Consider the following 15,784-nt stretch of genomic DNA (forward strand, 5'->3'; position numbering starts at 1 on the left):
GGGGATGGCCGCCGGGGAAACTCACGGTTGCGTACAGGTCACGCGGGCGAACAGGTCCAGTGGGACAGAGCCGTGGTTGGTGGCCCGCATCGTCCACCCCGTGGCCGTCGGGAACGACTCGTTGAAGTCGACCGCCGGGTTGCCCAGTCCGCCGCCTCCGGTCGGCACCTCACCGGGCCCGCATTCGACGTGCGCGGTCCCCGTGGCGCCCTGCGCCAGTCTGGTCGGGGCGCTGGCGTGGGCGCTGTGGGGGGTGTCGGTGCACCGCACCCAGGTCTGCAGGATCGTGGAGCCGGGCCCGTGGTTCGTGACCCGGCCCACCCACTCCTGGCCGATGTCGGACGACTGGCTGATGTAGGCCTGCCCGTGGTCGGACCCTGTGTTGCGGGAACCGGCGTCCGGTCCGCCGCCGGTGGCCACCTGCCCCGCGTCGCAGGCCGCGCGGACGAGCGCCGTCTGTCCCGGCGGCACGTTCACCATGTCGCCGTGCCGGGTCGTGTGGCGCTGGGAGGTGCAGATCACCACCGGGGTGAAGGTCTGCGGGCTGTTCGTCTCGTTGTACACGTCACCGGCCCAGCTGATGCCGCTGGGCCACGTGGCGGTCAGGAACACGCCGTTGCTCGAGGTCTGCAGGCCCCCTCCGGAGGGAACCTGGCCTCCCTGACAGGGGACGTTGGTCGTGCTCGCCGAATGCGGGGCCACGGTGGAGGTCCTGCCCACGACGATGGTGTGCGGGGCCCGTGCCTGGGCGGGGGCGGAAGATCCGGCGTCTGCCGGGGCCGCCCCGGTCCAGAGGGCTGTGGCGCACAGGGCTCCGGCGGTGCCCAGCACGGCCAGGTGGTGACGTCTCACAGTGCCTCCAGGTGATCGAAGTGGCGGAAACGTCAAGACCAACATGCCATATGCGCATAAAATCGACATATGCGGCCACCGGAACGGGTGACAGCGGGCGGCCGGACGGCCTAGGGTCTGTTGCGAAAGTGCTGGTCGCAGCCACTCGTTGATGGCTGCGGCCAGCACGGTCGCTTCGTGGCGGACGGCGAGTTTGTCGTACCGGGTGGCGACGGCCCGGTGACGCTTGAGCCGGTTGATCGAAGCACTCGTCCGGGCACGGCGCCCTCACAAAGCGCTCCGTCCACGCCCCGCGTTCTGGGAGGCTTGCCGCATGCGCGAGGACGTGGACGAGGATCTGGCCATGACGTCGTACGCCACCGCACAGCGGCGTGGTGACTGGGCCTTCCAGTGCGATGTGACCGCCGTGTTCACGGCGTCGGACGGCACCCGCGCCTACGCCCTGCTCGACGGCGTCGGCGACACCCCGGCTGTCCGCTCCTGGACGCGTGCCGCCGCCTTCCTCCTGGTCCGCGCGGCCGCCGGGAGCGCGAATGCGGAGGCCGGGCCGCGCGCCGAGTACGGCCACTACGCCGCCGACCCCGCCCGCCCCGCCGGCCACGATCTGCCCTGCGCGGCGGCTATTGTCGCCGTCCACGTCCCCGACGGCCTGTTCTCCCTCGCGTGGTCCGGTGACGCCCGCGCCTACCTCCTCCTCGACGGACACCTGCGCCTGCTGACCGAGGACCACAACGCCCGCCGGGCGACCGACGGCGGGGACCGCAGCCTGATCACCGCCTGCCTCGGGGAAGCCCGCGGCGACGAGGAGACCGAACGCCTCTGGGGCCACCGGCCATCGAGCACCCGCGCGGTCCCGCTCGACCGGGCTGGCTGCTGCTCGCCTCCGACGGCGCCCGCGAACCCCACGAGGTAGCCGGCCACGACCTCGCCGGCTACCTGACCGGCACTCCGCGCACCGACCTGGTCGCCGCCGACACCGCGCTGCGGGCCGTGGTACTCGCCGCGGCGGGAGGCACGGCCCCGTCCAGCCGCCGGAGAAGCAGCGCCGGATCTTCCACCGCATCGGGCAGCTCGCGGCGGCCATCCACACCAGCGCCCCGCCGCGGCCGGGCGAAGGCGGCCGCCATGCCCGCGATCGGGACCGCGACGAGGCGTCGGCACGCCGGACGGTCCAGCAGCGCCCCGGCCACCGCGTTGCCCAGGGCGCAGGACTCGTGGCCGCCGCTGTTCCGCACCGGCGGACCGGGCCGGCGGAGCAGGCGCCGTACCTGCGGGCCGCTCGGCCCGAGCTGCAGCCTCGCCGGCGGGAGCGGGGGAGCGGCATTCCCCTTCCGCAGGGGTCTGGTCCGGGCCGTGCCGAGGGCGGCCGCAGGGTGGCGGTGCGGGTTCAGGGGCAGCCCGGCGCTTCGCCCCGGGGAGCCCCCGTACGCAGTCCGTCCATGACCAGGTCGAGGAGCCGGGCGGCGCGGGGCCGCCAGTCCTCGCGGGGGTCGAGCTGCCACAGGCCGGCGATGGCGAGGAGGAAGTCGTCCGCGGTGACGCCGGGCCGTACGGTGCCGGCGTCCTCGTTGGCACGGAGCAGGAGTTCCGCCGCCCGGGCCACCGGCGTCGGGGACGGCTTCGCGGGGCCGCCCGGTGCGCTGGTGACCTGCCGGATCGCGTCGGCCAGTCCGGCCTTCGTCATGGCGAACTCGGACAGCCGGTCCATCCAGGCGCGCAGGGCCTCGTCGGGTGCCCGGCTGCCGAGCAGCTGCTCGGCGCTGTCCGCGACCTGCTGCATCTCGTGGCGGTAGATCTCGAGGACGAGCGACTCGCGATTGGGGAAGTTGCGGTAGAAGGTGCCCTGTCCGACGCCGGCCTTCTTGGCGATCGCGCTGAGCGGGGCGTCCGCGCAGCGGGACAGCTCGACGAGAGCCACTTCCAGGATGCGCTCGCGGTTGCGCTGCGCGTCGGAGCGCCGGGGTGAGTCCTGCTGCTGAGGCACTCGTCCTCCTCAAGGGGCGTGGCCAAAGCTCGCCCTTGCTAAGCGGACAGCTGTCCGTTAAGTTTCCAGGTAGCGGACAGCTGTCCGGTCACGTCCACCATAGCGGCGGACGCGGCCCTGTGGCAGCCGCCAGCTGCACTGTTCGGCCCCAGCACCCCGCACCTTCGCTTCGCCCCCGTGCGGCTCCGGCCCGCACGACGGAGATCCCCGGGCCGCCCCGGCCTTCCCGGCTGCCGCCCCATCTGTCCTGGAAATGCGAAAGAAGCAGCTCATGGCCTCATCGACGTCCAGCGTCATCACTTTGAAGATCAACGGCGAGAAGCACACACTGCCCGTCGATCACCGCACCACCCTGCTCGACGCACTGCGCGAGCGACTCGATCTGACCGGCACCAAAAAGGGCTGTGACCAGGGTCAGTGCGGGGCCTGCACGGTCCTGCTGGACGGACGCCGGGCCGTCGCCTGCCTGCAACTCGCCGTGGCGGCCGAGGGTCGGGAGATCACCACCATCGAAGGCGTGGCCGACGGCGAACGGTTGCACCCCGTCCAGCAGGCCTTCCTCGATCTGGACGGCTTCCAGTGCGGCTACTGCACCCCGGGCCAGATCTGCTCGGCGATCGGGGTGATCGAGGAACACGCGGCGGGCTGGCCGAGCGCCGTCACCGAAGACGTCCGCCCCGAAGCGGGACCACCGCCCCTGACCGTCGACGAGATCCGCGAGCGGATGAGCGGGAACCTGTGCCGCTGCGGCGCGTACGTCTCGATCGTCGAAGCGGTGGCCCGCGCGGCGGCAGCCCGGACGCAGGGGCACCCCGTGACGGGTGCGAAGGAGACCGTGGCATGAGGGAGTTCAACTACCAGCGGGTGCACGACGTCGCCGGCGCCGTCGCACTGCTCGACGCCGATCCGGACACCCGCTACCTGGGCGGCGGCACCAACCTCGTCGACCTCATGAAGACCGGGGTCGAGCGTCCGGCACGGCTCATCGACATCCGCGAGCTGCCGCTCGACCGGATCGAGACGACGCCCGAGGGCGGACTGCGGATCGGCGCCACCGTCACCAACGGAGACCTGGCCGCCCACCCCGAGGTCCGGCGCCGCTACCCGGCGCTCGCCCAGGCGGTGCTGGCCGGCGCGTCGGGACAACTGCGCAACATGGCCACGGTCGGCGGGAACCTGCTGCAGCGCACCCGCTGCGGCTACTTCACCGACATCACCCAGCCCTGCAACAAGCGGGTGCCCGGCAGCGGTTGCCCCGCCCTCGAGGGCGAGCACCACAACCACGCGATCCTGGGAGCGACCGAGCACTGCGTGGCCGTGCACCCCTCGGACATGGCCGTGGCACTGACCGCCTTCGACGCCGTCGTCCACTTCGAAACGGCCGACGGCCCCGGGAAGACGCCGCTCGCCGACTTCTACCTGCCCGTCGGGGACACCCCGCACCGGGAGACCACCCTGCCGCCGGGCGCGCTGATCACCGCCATCACGCTGCCGTCCGCCCCGGTCGCCGCCACCTCCCGCTACCGCAAGGTGCGCGAGCGCGCCTCCTACGCCTTCGCCATCGGCTCCCTCGCCGCCGCACTCGACATCCGCGACGGCGTCGTCCGGGACGCGCGCCTGGCCTTCGGAGCCGTGGCGTCCCGCCCCTGGCGCGCCCTCGCCGCCGAGCGGATCCTGACCGGCGCACCGGCCGGCCCCGAGACCTACGCCGCCGCGGCGGACGCCGAACTGGCGGCGGCACGGCCGCTGCCCCACAACGGCTACAAGGTGGACCTCGCCCGCAACCTCACGGTGGCCGTCCTGACCGAACTCGCCGAGGAGGCCGCCCGATGACCACCGTCACCACCGGAACATCCGCGCGGACGGCTTCCGTCGGCACCGGCCACACCCGTGTCGAAGGCCGTGACAAGGTCACCGGCGCCGCCCGGTACTCGGCGGAGGTGCCCTTCGCCGACCTCGCCCATGGCTGGCTGGTGCTGTCCACGGTCGCCCGCGGCCGCATCCTCGGCCTCGACACCGAACCCGTCCTCGCCATGCCGGGCGTCCTCGCCGTACTCGACCACCGCAACGCCCCCCACCTCGACACCGAATACACCGGTCTGCTGGGCAAGCCCGACCCGACCTGCGCCGTCTTCCAGCACGACCGGGTGCCGCACCGGGGCTGGCCGGTGGCGCTGGTCGTCGCGGAGACGTCCGAGCAGGCGAGGGAGGCCGCCGAAGCACTCGTCGTGCACTACGAACAGGAGCCGCACGAGACCGAGTTCACGGGCGAGCACCCGGACGCCTACCCGGTGGACGGCCATATGCCGGGCGTGACGGAGAAGGGCGACCTCGACGCCCAGCTGGCGTCCTCGGCCTTCGTCGTGGACGCGGAATACACCACCCCCGAAGAGCACCACAACCCGATGGAACCCCATGCGGCGACCGCCCGCTGGGACGACGGACGACTCGAGGTGATCGACTCCAACCAGGGCGTCACCTGGGTCGCCGGCGAACTCGCGAGCCTCTTCTCACTCGACCCGGCCTCCGTGCGTGTACGCTCCGAACACGTCGGCGGTGGCTTCGGCAGCAAGGGGGTCCGCGCCCACCAGGTTGCCGCGGTGATGGCCGCGACCATGCTCCAACGGCCCGTCCGGGTGGTCCTGACCCGACGCCAGATGTTCTCGCTGGCCGGCCACCGCAGTCCCACCACCCAGCGGGTCCGGCTCGGCGCCGACCCCGACGGACGCCTGCGCGCACTGGAACACCGCTCGCTCAGCCGCACCTCCACCGTGTACGAGTTCGTCGAACCGAGCGCCGGGGTGGCGCGGGTGATGTACGACGCCGACGCCCACCACACCGCCAACCGCGTCGTACGGCTCGACGTGCCGTCCCCGACCTACATGCGCGCCCCGGGCGAGGCACCCGGATCGTTCGCGCTGGAGGCGGCGCTCGACGAACTCGCCGAGAAGTGCGGGATCGACCCGATCGAGCTGCGCCTGCGCAACGAACCCGACAAGGGGCCGGTGTCCGGCCTGCCGTTCGCGGGCCGCAATCTGGCCGCCTGCTTCCGGGAAGGGGCCCGCAGGTTCGGTTGGGCGGACCGGGACAGGCGCCCCGGACTGCGCCGGGAGGGCCGCTGGCTGCTCGGCACCGGCACGGCGGCGGCCTCCTTCCCGTCGGGAGCCGCCCCCTCCACCGCGACCGCGACCGCGCATCCGGACGGCACCTTCACCGTCCGGATCTCCGCAGCCGACATCGGCACCGGGGCCCGTACCGCGCTCTCCCTCGTCGCCGCGGACGCCCTCCAGGTGCGGCCCGAGCACGTCCAGGTGCGCATCGGCGACAGCGACTTCGGACCGGCGATGGTCGCCGGCGGCTCCATGGGCACCCGCTCCTGGTCCTGGGCCGTCAGGGAGGCGGCCGGTGAACTCCGCGAACGGCTGGCCCTCGGCGCCGACGTCCCCCCGGAGGGTCTCACGGTGCGATCGGACACCACGGAGGCCATCGGAGCCCTCGCCCCCGCCGAACGGCATTCCTTCGGAGCACAGTTCGCCGAGGTCGCCGTGGACGTCACCACCGGCGAGGTGCGGGTGCGGCGCATGCTCGGCATCTTCGCGGCGGGCCGGATCGTCAACCCGCTCACCGCGCGGAACCAGTTCCTGGGCGGCATGATCTGGGGCATCTCCATGGCCCTGCACGAGGAGGCGGTCCGGGACCGCGCCTCCGGCGGACACGTCGGCGCCGACCTCGCGGGTTATCACGTGGCCACCCACGCCGACGTGCCCCGCATCGAGGCCGACTGGATCGACGACACCTACGACGACGACCCGGTCGGGATCAAGGGCATCGGTGAGATCGGCGTCGTCGGAGCCGCGGCCGCCGTGGCGAACGCGGTCTGGCACGCGACCGGTGTACGCCACCGCAGCCTGCCCATCCGGCCCGACCGCGTCCTGTCGGCCGCCGCGGGGGCCCGGGATGCTTGACCTGGCAGCGGAACTGCACCACTGGACCGAGGAGGGCCGGGAGTTCGCCGTCGCCACCGTGGTGGCCGTGGGCGGCAGCGCCCCGCGCGGTCCCGGCGCCGCCCTCGCCGTCGACCGTGCGGGCACCGCCATCGGTTCGGTCTCCGGCGGCTGCGTCGAGGGCGCGGTGTACGACCTGTGCAGCGAGGCGCTCCGGAGCGGCGAGAGCGTCCTCCAACGGTTCGGCTACAGCGACGAGGACGCCTTCGCCGTGGGACTGACCTGCGGCGGGACGGTCGACGTGCTGGTCACACCGGTGGGCGCCGAGGCGCCCGTCCGAGCGGTCCTCGGCGCGGCGCTGTCGGCCGCCGCCCAGGACGAACCGGCAGCCCTCGCCCGGGTCGCCCGCGGCCCCGCCGAACTCCTCGGACGCGCCCTGCTGGTCCGGTCCGACGGCACGTCCCAGGGCGGTCTCGGCGGCCACCCGGACCTGGACCGGACCGCGACGGCCGAAGCCCGGGCGCTGCTGGAGGCGGGCCGCACCGGCACGGTGGAGCTCTCGGCGGACGGTTCGCACTGCCCCGGCGGGCTGACGCTGCTGGTCGAGTCGAACGTGCCGCCCCCGCGCATGATCGTCTTCGGCGCGGTCGACTTCGCCGCGGCGCTGGCCCGGGCCGGCAAGTTCCTCGGCTACCACGTGACCGTCTGCGACGCCCGCCCCGTCTTCGCCACCCGCGCCCGCTTCCCGGACGCCGATGAGGTCGTCGTCGACTGGCCGCACCGCTACCTTCGGCGTACCGCGACCGACGCCCGTACCGTCCTGTGCGTGCTCACCCACGACGCGAAGTTCGACGTACCGCTGCTGAAGGCGGCCCTTCGGATGCCGGCCGCGTTCGTCGGCGCCATGGGCTCCCGCCGCACCCACGACGACCGCGACCGGCGGCTGCGGTCGGAGGGCCTGACCGAACGCGAGCTGGCCCGGCTCCGCTCACCGATCGGCCTCGACCTCGGCGCCCGCACACCGGAGGAGACCGCCCTGTCGATCGTCGCGGAGATCGTCGCCACCAGCCGGGGCGGCACGGGCGTCCCCCTGACCGGCGGGAGAACTCCGATCCACCACGAACTCGGGGGAGGGGGAAGCCCGGCGGTCGCCTGAACGCCCGCGGGGCGAGCGGAGCGCTCGCCCGGTCACCGGGGCTGGTAGGCGCTGACCAGTACAGAGACGGTGACCTCGTCGGGCAGGAGTCCGTCGCCGTCCAGGTCCGCACGGCTCACATGGCGTGCGCTCGGTGTCATCCCCACCAGGTCGAGGGCTTCCCGCCTGGTCAGGGGCGCGGAGTAGGCGACCTGTTCGGTGTCGGCGGCCCCGAAAAAGGGGTTTAGCGCTCGGTGCGGGCGTTGTGCCTTGGCCGGGTCGGTCGCGGCCATCGCGGCGACCCGGCCACGCGGTTCGGTCGGATGCCGACCGGTGGGACGGACGACGACCAACCCGCCGGGCGGGCGCAGCAGCCGGTGGAACCCGGCTGGGTCGCGCGGAGCGAACACGCTCAACACGCATCGGTCACCGCACCGGCCAGCGGGAAGGGACGGAAGACGTCCCAGGCCGCCGCGGCGGCTCGGGCATGGGCTCGAGCCGCCGAGCGCAGCGCGCGCACCGACGTGTCCAGCCCCAGGCCCCGGACATCCGGTCGAGCACACCGGCCAGGTATCAGCCCGTCCCGTACCCGACGTCCACGGCTGTGGCGCGCTCGGCCCCGGAGCCGGCCGCCAGACGGGCGACGGCCTCACGGATGCGCGCTAGTGACCTGAGTCAGAGATTCATCGTGGGTTTGGTGTGAATCGTCGTGGACCGAAGATCCCGCCGTTGTCGGTAACGGATGCTCAGCGTGCCGTGCTTGAGGGATGGGTGCGTCGCCGCTCGACGGCTCAGGCTCTGGTCCTGCGTTCCCGGATCGTGCTCGAGTGTGCCCAGGGATACTCGATCATGGAGGTGTCACGGCGGCTGAAGGTCGCTCCGGACACGGTCCGCACCTGGCGAAGACGCTTTCTCGACCGCGGCCTGGACGGCCTGTCCGACGAGCCCAGGCCAGGTGCCCCCGGAAGATCACCGATGCCGATGTGGAGCGGGTCATCGTCAGGACACTTGAGGAGAAGCCGCCCAACGCGACGCACTGGCTGACCCGTTCCATGGCAGCGGCGACCGGAATGTCCCAGTCGGCCATCTCAAGGATCTGGCGTGCCTTCGCCCTGGCCCCGCACCGCTGTGAGACATTCAAGCTGTCCACGGACCCGCTGTTCATCGACAAGGTCCGCGATGCGGTCGGCCTCTACCTCGACCCGCCGGAGAAGGCCCTGGTGCTCTACGTGGACGAGAAGTCCCGGATCCAGGCCCTGGACCGTTCGCAGCCGATCCTGCCGATAATGCCTGGCGTTCCTGAACGCCGCAGCCACGATTACGTCGGTGCCGGCACCACCACCCTCTTCGCAGCCCTGGAAGTTGCCAGCGGCAAGGTGATCGGCTCGACCCACCGCAGGCACCGAGCCGCCGAGTTCAAAAATTTCCTGGCCAAGCTCGACAAGGAGGTCCCCACAGCCCTCGACATCCATCTGATCCTGGACAACTACGCCACTCACAAGACACCCGCCATCAAGAAGTGGCTGTTGGTACATCCCCGCTTCCACCTGCACTTCACGCCCACCGGCTCATCGTGGCTGAACCTGGTGGAACGGTGGTTCGGCGAACTCACACAGAAGAGACTCCGCCGCGGTGTCCACCGCTTCGTCCAGGCTCTTGAGCGCGACATCAGGGCACGGGTCGCCGACTGGTACGACAGCCCCCGGCCCTTCGTCTGGACGAAGACCGCCGACGAGATCCTCAACAAGATCGCCGCCTACTGCCAGAGATCTCTGACTCAGGTCACTAGCTAGACCTCGTCTTCTCCGGCCACGGCCACAGGGCGTCGACCCGGATGCCCTCTAGCTTCTCTGGTCGACGGGAGTTCCGCTTGCCGGAGCACTTCAGCACACAGCCCGGGGCCGCCTCTTGGCCATGGTGATGTGCTCCGTGGCCTGGGCGCATCCCGGGTATCCGGCCGCCTGCGGCAGGGTGGCGTTCAGGTCGACCTCGAACCGCACGTCACCGGGCGGGCTGCCTCGATCGCGTGGACCTGCAACGACGTCAGCGGGAACACCAGCTTCACACGGTGCACCGTCACGACGGGCGTGTACGCGAGGTTCGCCGTGGTCCTGCCGAGCCGGGATTGCTGCACTGGCGCGGTGTCGAAGCCGAACAGCTCCGCCTCCAGGGCGAGGACCTTTCCTGCCTCGTCGAACGGTGACACCCCGACGGTGAGCTGGACGTTCAGCTCGTGGCCACCCAGGGCGCGGCGCAGCCACGTCTGATCACTGCTGACCGCCACGGTGAAGCGGATGTCGCCCCCAAGTGTGTGGGCGAACCGCTGATTCTGCCGGGTGTCGTCTGCCACGAGGGTGACAGCCGCTCTGCCACGTGAAGTGTCAGCGCCTCTGTCATGAGGTGGTGTGTGACTACGTGAGCGGCTGGAGGCGTTGCTGCCGTATCAGCCGGCGGTGGCTTCGCTGTCGTAGCGGGCGCGGTTCGCGGTGATCTCGTCGTGGTGGGTGCCGGCCCAGTCGACGAGGGCGGTGACGGCGTCGAGGAGGGTGGTGCCCAGGTCGGTCAGGGCGTACTCGACGCGCGGGGGCACCTCGGGGTAGGCGGTGCGGGTGACCAGGCCGTCACGTTGGAGCTGGCGCAGGGTGTGGGTGAGCATGCGCTGGGAGATGCCGGTGACGGCGTTCTGCAGGTCGGTGTAGCGCAGCGGGCCGTGCTCCAGGGTGCCGATCACGAGCACGGTCCACTTGTCGCCGGCCCGGTCCACGATCTGCCGGATCGTCTCGCCCTGCTCGGCAGGCCAGCGGGCGCACGGCCCCGACAGCACGGCGGCCCGCTCGTCCTTCGCGTCGGCCCGCATGACGCACCTGCCTTTCCGGTTCCGCACACGCGTGTGCCTTTTGTAGACCTCTCCATGGTGACGCACCATGGGGTTACGCACCAATCGTCCGTAACACCTCTATCGGTGTGTAGTGGGATATAAGCCCGGCGTGAACCCCGCGGGGGTGGCGCCGGCGCCCGCGAGAGAGAACGCGTCACCCCCCATCACCGCTCGGGCGGCACCCGCCCGCCTTCTGGAGGAAGATCATGACCATGCGCGCCGCGACCGTTTCCCGTTTCGGCGGCCCCGAGGCCGTCGAGATCACCGAGCATCCGCTCCCCGTACCGGGCGAGGGGCAGGTACGCGTCAAGGCGAGGGCTGCCGCGATCAACCCGGTGGATGTCGCCATGCGCTCCGGCGTCTTCGGCGGTCAGGGCCCCGTCGGGCTCGGCTTCGACGTGGCCGGCGTGGTCGACGCCGTCGGCCCCGGCGCCGACTGGAAGGTGGGCGAGCGCGTCTTCGCCGTGGTGACCGGACACCACAAGCCGCTGGGCACCCACGCGGACTACATCGTCGTGGACGCCGGCATCCTCGCTCCGTCCCCCGCCTCCCTCGACGACGTCCATGCCGCCACCCTGCCGCTGAACGCCACGACCGCCTCCCAGGTGCTCGACCTGCTCGACCTGGCGCCGGGGCAGAGCCTGCTGGTCGTCGGCGCGAACGGCGGAGTGGGCGCCCACGCGGTGGAACTGGCCCACCAACGGGGCCTGAAGGTCACCGGGGCCGGGGACGTGGCCGTCGAGGATTTCGTCCGGGCCCGCGGCGCCGATCACTTCCTGCCCCGCGACCAGACCCCCGAGCCCGCGTCCTTCGACGGCGTCCTGGACACCGCGAGCCTGGGTGCCGCCGCGCTCGCCGCCGTCCGCGACGGCGGCGCCTACGCCGGCCTGTGGCCCGGCAGCGAACCCGCCTCCGAGCGCGGCATCCGCGTCGAGGCCGTCAGCGTACGGTCCGACGCCGCCCTCCTCGCCGACCTGTCCCGCTTGGCCGACCAGGGCGTGCTCTTCGCCCGCGTCGCCAAGACCTACCCCCTGACCGCCGCGGCCGAGGCCCACGCACGACTCGCCCAGGGCGGCCTGCCCGGACGCATCGTCCTCGTGCCGTGAACCGCTCACCCGCCGACGACGGCCCCGGCGGCACCGTGTGCAGGTGCCGCCGAGGCGCCCACCCCGCCCGGCTCCCGCACACCCCCACCCACGTCGACCGCCTGGACGGCCCTGCCAGCAGCGCCGCCAAGCTCACTGGCGCCCTCAACGAGTACTCCGCCCCCCTCACCTGACCCACCGCACGGCGGCACCACGAACCACGGAGGACATCCCATGACGAACATCGCTGTCTTCGGCGCCAATGGCACCATCGGCTCCGCCATCGTGCGCGAGGCCCTGCGCCGAGGCCACCGCGTCACCGCGGTCGTCCGCGACCCCGCGAAGGTCACCGAACGGCACGCCGACCTGGCCGTCACCACGGGCGACGTCCTCGACCCCCAGTCGGTCACCGCCGCCGCGAAAGACCAGGACGTCGTCGTCAGCGCCGTCGGCGGCGGTGACGGACCCGGCCACCTCGCCACCATCCGGCCCGCCGCCGAAGCCCTCACCGAAGGTCTGCGCACCCTCGGCGCCCGGGCCCCCCGCCTGATCACCGTCGGCGGTGCCGGCTCCCTGCGCACCCCCGACGGCAAGCAGGTCTGGGACGCCCCCGGGCTGCCCGACTTCCTCCTGCAGATCATGCACGCCCACGGTGACGCCCTCGACCACTACCGCACCGTCACCGACGTCGACTGGACCAACCTCAGCCCTGCGGCGACGATCGCCCCCGGCGACCGCACCGGCGTCTACCGGACCGCCCTGGACGACCTCGTCACGGACGAGAACGGCGACAGCACCATCTCCGTCGAGGACTACGCCGTCGCCCTCCTCGACGAGATCGAGCGGCCCCGCCATCACCACCAGCGCTTCACCGTCGGCTACTGATCACCGCCCCGCGCGATCAAACGTAAACTTTCTCGCTGGCTTCGAATGGCACCACGCCAACCAGCCCTGAACGCTGTCCGTACGCAATATGCTCGCTATACGTACGCCATAAGTACGCTCCGAAGGATAGGATGTGCGGTCAGGAAGTGTTCCATGTCCGAGTTGTTCGACGCAGTCGATGCGCTGGTCGCGTCCCGGGCAAGCTGCCGCCACCGGCGGAGCGCAAGCGGCTGCGTGCCGCGCACGGCCTGACGATCGACGAAGTGGCCGCCGCGCTGCGGGTGCGCCGGGCCACGGTGTCGGGCTGGGAGGCCGAGCGCGACGCCTACGCCCGGCTGCTGGACAAGCTGGCGGAGCTCTATCCCGCCGACGCCATCGCCGCGCCGGTTCAGGACGCCACAGCGCCGGCCACGTTCACCGCCGCTTCCGCCCCGGCGGAAACGCAGACTCTGTCCATAGGCCAGGCGCCCGACGCTGCGGACATGACTGCACCCGAGAACACCCAGGCCCCTGTCACTGCTCCCGTTGCCGCTGCTCCGGCGGCCGCGCCCCGTCCGGTGCGCACCACCAGGACGTAGTCGACGTCGCGACGGCCGGGTGCGAAGAAGGCGGCCCCGGCCGGTACTCCGGCGGGCGGTGCCGATCCGCGGTTCGAAAACGGGCCGCTCGCGGTCGTCGATGTCGAGGACGGCAAGGTGCTGGCGCACTGCACCGGCGGCCTGGTCCTGGACGTGCCCGCCAAGAGCATCCCGGCCTTGGTGGACTGGACGCTGCGCGAGGCGAAGCTCGCCGGGCCGGGCAAGGACGCCGACCCGCTGCTCGTGCTCACCGAAGCCGCCCTGGAGCGCTACGGCCTGCCCGTAGCCCTCACCGAGGAGGAGCGGCTCGCCGGACGGATCCCGGAGGGCCACAAGGTCATCAAGCAACTCGCGTGCGCGGAATGGAAGCTGACCAAGTGCGGCTTCGGCCCGTGGGCGCGGATCTACCGCCCCGCCACCGGCTCGGAGCGGGCCCGCGTGCAGCTGTGCATCCCGTCGTGGGGAGGCTGGACACCCGGCACTGGGGTGAGGCCGGGCAGCTCCCGCCGGCCGAGCTCGCCCGTGTCCTGGGCGTGTACGCGTCCCGGGTGATGACGCCGCGCGGCTCCACCGCTGTGACCGGCCTGGAGCTGATGACCGCCCTGCACCCGCCGACGCGCCCCTCCGAGCCGGATGCCGACGGCAAGCGGCACTCCGAGCACAACCCCGGCTCGCTGGGCAAGGACGCCATCGACCCGATGAACTGGCCGCCGTGCGAGGTCCCCGACGGCCACCCGGTCCTCAAGGACCTGCCCCGCTTCCACGTGCGGGGCCCGGGGGAGAAGCTGTTCGAGGAGGCGTACGACCGGGCGCGCCCGATGACCGACGCGGAGTGCACCCTGCGCTTCTTGGTCGGCATCGACGTCAACATGGCCTTCGCCGCCGGCGCGAACGGTCTGACCGTCGGCCTGGGCGAGGCGACGCACGTCAAGCAGCCGGTATTCGACCCGAAGCTGCCAGGCTCGTGGCTGGTCGACCTGTCCCACGTCGACCTGTCCCGCGTGAAGGTCGGCAAGGAGTGGGTGGAGCTGGACGGCGACCTGCTGCCGAGCCCGTTCACGCCGAAGGGCGAGCGCCCCGAGGGCCCGGCCTGGTACGCCACGCCCACGGTCGCCTACGCCCAGGAGCTGGGCTACGAGGTGCGGCCGATCAAGGCGTGGGTCCGGTACGACAACGGCCGGTACCTGGACGGTTGGTACAAGCGGCTGCGGGACGCCTTCCTCGCCACGATGGCCGACCTCGGCGTGCACACGGATATGGAGCCGGCCGACTTCCTCGCGGCGATGAACGGCTACAAGCAGCGTGACCCCGAGCTGGCGATCGTCGTGTCGGCGGTCAAGGCGACGGTGAAGGGCGGGCTGGGCAAGCTGTGTGAGCGGCCGCGCGGGGAGGGCTGGCGGCCGGGCGAGCCGTGGCGCACGCTGTCCCGCCCGACCTGGCGGCCGGACATCCGCGCGGCGGTCATCTCCCGCACCCGGATCAACCTGCACCGCAAGATCGTCAAGCACGCGGCGTTCACGGGTCAGTACTCCATCGCGATCCTGTCCGACTGCGTCGTCTACGCCGCGAACGGCGGGTCGCCGCTGGACTTCCTGCCCTACCGGGACGGCACCGCGCTGCCCGGCGGCTTCAAGCTCGGCATCAACCCCGGCCTGGTCAAGCACGAGGGCACCCAGTCCGTGCTGTGGGGCGAGGAAGTACGGGAGCGGTTCAACGCCCCGGAGCTTAACCTCGCCCGGTACATCAAGGACGGCACCGTCACCGACGTCGACAAGGAGAGTAGGAGTAGGCGGCGATGAGCCTGTTCGGGGACGGCCTGGAGGCCGCGGTGCAGAAGGTGTTCACCCGCCCGGCGCCCAAGAGCGCGCCTGCGCAGATGCGCTACCTGGTCAGGCAGCTCGAGGGCACGAAGGCGGTCGCCCAGCTGCTGCGGATCTCCCAGCGCACCGTCGAACGGTACGTGAAGGACCAGATCAAAAAGCCGCGCCCCGACCTCGCCGCGCGCCTGGAGCGCGAGGTGAAGAAGCGCTGGCAGCCGCAGATCCGGGCCAAGGCCCGGCAGAAGGCGGCCATCACCGGCGGCATCGTCATCGACACCCGCGCCCGCATGGGCTACACCGCGCCGATCGGATCGACGCACCAGGACCGCTTCCGGCACCTGACCGTCGCCCTGCCGCCCGTCTACGCCGCCCGCCTCTTCGACGCCCACGTGCAGGGTGCCACCGACCAGCGGCTCCAGCAGATCGCGGCCGAAGCACTCAAGGAGGTCTACTTCCCGTACGGTGGCCGCAGCGCCGGCTCCCTGGAAGAGGTCCGCTTCACGGACATCGAACACCTCGAGTTCGACCTGTAGCAGCCGCGCCCCGAACAGCCCGCGAGCCCCGGACCGTTGCAGTCCGGGACTCGCTCACGCATCCGCATGGGAGGCGGATGGACGACGGCT

General features: G+C 72.0%; 14 protein-coding genes and 4 pseudogenes. 11 read left to right on the forward strand and 7 right to left on the reverse strand.

Going from position 1 to position 15,784, the window contains the following annotated elements; all coding sequences use genetic code 11:
• Positions 1-21: 21 nt before the first annotated feature.
• On the reverse strand, positions 22-612 hold the full coding sequence (locus ACZ4W9_RS13310) for a hypothetical protein (protein WP_467935291.1): 591 nt from the start codon (positions 610-612) through the stop codon (positions 22-24).
• 375 nt (positions 613-987) lie between these two features.
• Positions 988-1,089 (reverse strand): annotated as a pseudogene (locus ACZ4W9_RS13315) (IS5 family transposase); the annotation flags it as partial.
• 76 nt (positions 1,090-1,165) lie between these two features.
• On the opposite strand from ACZ4W9_RS13315, the gene ACZ4W9_RS13320 reads away from it, so the two are divergent.
• Positions 1,166-1,765: a hypothetical protein gene (locus ACZ4W9_RS13320; RefSeq protein WP_467935293.1), complete on the forward strand. Its 600-nt coding sequence runs from the start codon at positions 1,166-1,168 to the stop codon at positions 1,763-1,765.
• 19 nt (positions 1,766-1,784) lie between these two features.
• Here the strand turns inward: ACZ4W9_RS13320 and ACZ4W9_RS13325 are convergent, their stop codons facing one another.
• On the reverse strand, positions 1,785-2,087 hold the full coding sequence (locus tag ACZ4W9_RS13325) for a hypothetical protein (protein ID WP_467935294.1): 303 nt from the start codon (positions 2,085-2,087) through the stop codon (positions 1,785-1,787).
• A gap of 152 nt (positions 2,088-2,239) precedes the next feature.
• Positions 2,240-2,836, reverse strand: coding sequence for a TetR/AcrR family transcriptional regulator (locus tag ACZ4W9_RS13330; protein WP_467935295.1), 597 nt, complete (start codon positions 2,834-2,836; stop codon positions 2,240-2,242).
• Positions 2,837-3,107: 271 nt separating this feature from the next.
• Here ACZ4W9_RS13330 and ACZ4W9_RS13335 point away from each other — a divergent pair, with 271 nt between their 5' ends.
• From ACZ4W9_RS13335 to ACZ4W9_RS13350, 4 genes are read left to right on the forward strand one after another with little or no spacing between them, the layout of a single operon-like run.
• Entirely contained in the window at positions 3,108-3,680 is a 573-nt protein-coding gene (locus tag ACZ4W9_RS13335; RefSeq protein ID WP_467935296.1) for a 2Fe-2S iron-sulfur cluster-binding protein, read from the forward strand.
• Positions 3,677-4,669 carry an FAD binding domain-containing protein gene (locus ACZ4W9_RS13340; protein WP_467935298.1) on the forward strand — a complete coding sequence of 331 codons (993 nt, stop codon included), beginning with the start codon at positions 3,677-3,679 and terminating at the stop codon, positions 4,667-4,669. Before ACZ4W9_RS13335 ends, ACZ4W9_RS13340 begins: the two co-directional genes overlap by 4 nt.
• On the forward strand, positions 4,666-6,801 hold the full coding sequence (locus tag ACZ4W9_RS13345) for a xanthine dehydrogenase family protein molybdopterin-binding subunit (RefSeq protein ID WP_467935299.1): 2,136 nt from the start codon (positions 4,666-4,668) through the stop codon (positions 6,799-6,801). The genes ACZ4W9_RS13340 and ACZ4W9_RS13345 overlap by 4 nt, the downstream gene beginning before the upstream one ends.
• Positions 6,794-7,936 (forward strand): XdhC family protein, encoded by a 1,143-nt coding sequence (locus ACZ4W9_RS13350; protein ID WP_467935300.1) that lies wholly within the window; start codon positions 6,794-6,796, stop codon positions 7,934-7,936. Before ACZ4W9_RS13345 ends, ACZ4W9_RS13350 begins: the two co-directional genes overlap by 8 nt.
• Positions 7,937-7,968: 32 nt before the next feature.
• Here the strand turns inward: ACZ4W9_RS13350 and ACZ4W9_RS13355 are convergent.
• Positions 7,969-8,578: pseudogene (locus ACZ4W9_RS13355) on the reverse strand (class I SAM-dependent methyltransferase); the annotation flags it as partial.
• Between the two features lie 36 nt (positions 8,579-8,614).
• On the opposite strand from ACZ4W9_RS13355, the pseudogene ACZ4W9_RS13360 reads away from it, so the two are divergent.
• Positions 8,615-9,708, forward strand: a pseudogene (locus ACZ4W9_RS13360) (IS630 family transposase).
• A 185-nt stretch (positions 9,709-9,893) separates the two neighbouring features.
• On the opposite strand, the gene ACZ4W9_RS13365 reads toward ACZ4W9_RS13360, so the two are convergent.
• Positions 9,894-10,265: a hypothetical protein gene (locus ACZ4W9_RS13365; protein WP_467935302.1), complete on the reverse strand. Its 372-nt coding sequence runs from the start codon at positions 10,263-10,265 to the stop codon at positions 9,894-9,896.
• Positions 10,266-10,358: 93 nt separating this feature from the next.
• Positions 10,359-10,772 (reverse strand): winged helix-turn-helix transcriptional regulator, encoded by a 414-nt coding sequence (locus tag ACZ4W9_RS13370; RefSeq protein ID WP_467935303.1) that lies wholly within the window; start codon positions 10,770-10,772, stop codon positions 10,359-10,361.
• A gap of 233 nt (positions 10,773-11,005) precedes the next feature.
• Between ACZ4W9_RS13370 and ACZ4W9_RS13375 the strand changes: the two genes are divergently transcribed.
• The 5 genes and pseudogenes from ACZ4W9_RS13375 (at position 11,006) to tpg (ending at position 15,694) form a co-directional block, all read left to right on the forward strand.
• Positions 11,006-11,899: an NADP-dependent oxidoreductase gene (locus tag ACZ4W9_RS13375; protein WP_467935328.1), complete on the forward strand. Its 894-nt coding sequence runs from the start codon at positions 11,006-11,008 to the stop codon at positions 11,897-11,899.
• Complete coding sequence (locus ACZ4W9_RS13380) at positions 11,896-12,072, forward strand: hypothetical protein (RefSeq protein WP_467935304.1); 177 nt, start codon at positions 11,896-11,898, stop codon at positions 12,070-12,072. The genes ACZ4W9_RS13375 and ACZ4W9_RS13380 overlap by 4 nt, the downstream gene beginning before the upstream one ends.
• A 40-nt stretch (positions 12,073-12,112) precedes the next feature.
• Positions 12,113-12,763: an NAD(P)-dependent oxidoreductase gene (locus tag ACZ4W9_RS13385; RefSeq protein WP_467935306.1), complete on the forward strand. Its 651-nt coding sequence runs from the start codon at positions 12,113-12,115 to the stop codon at positions 12,761-12,763.
• Between the two features lie 153 nt (positions 12,764-12,916).
• Positions 12,917-15,140 (forward strand): annotated as a pseudogene (gene tap, locus ACZ4W9_RS13390) (telomere-associated protein Tap).
• Positions 15,137-15,694 (forward strand): telomere-protecting terminal protein Tpg, encoded by a 558-nt coding sequence (gene tpg / locus ACZ4W9_RS13395; RefSeq protein ID WP_467935307.1) that lies wholly within the window; start codon positions 15,137-15,139, stop codon positions 15,692-15,694. Before tap ends, tpg begins: the two are co-directional and overlap by 4 nt.
• The last annotated feature ends 90 nt before the right edge of the window (positions 15,695-15,784 follow it).

It is taken from the genome of Streptomyces sp. NPDC029296 (genome assembly GCF_055569255.1).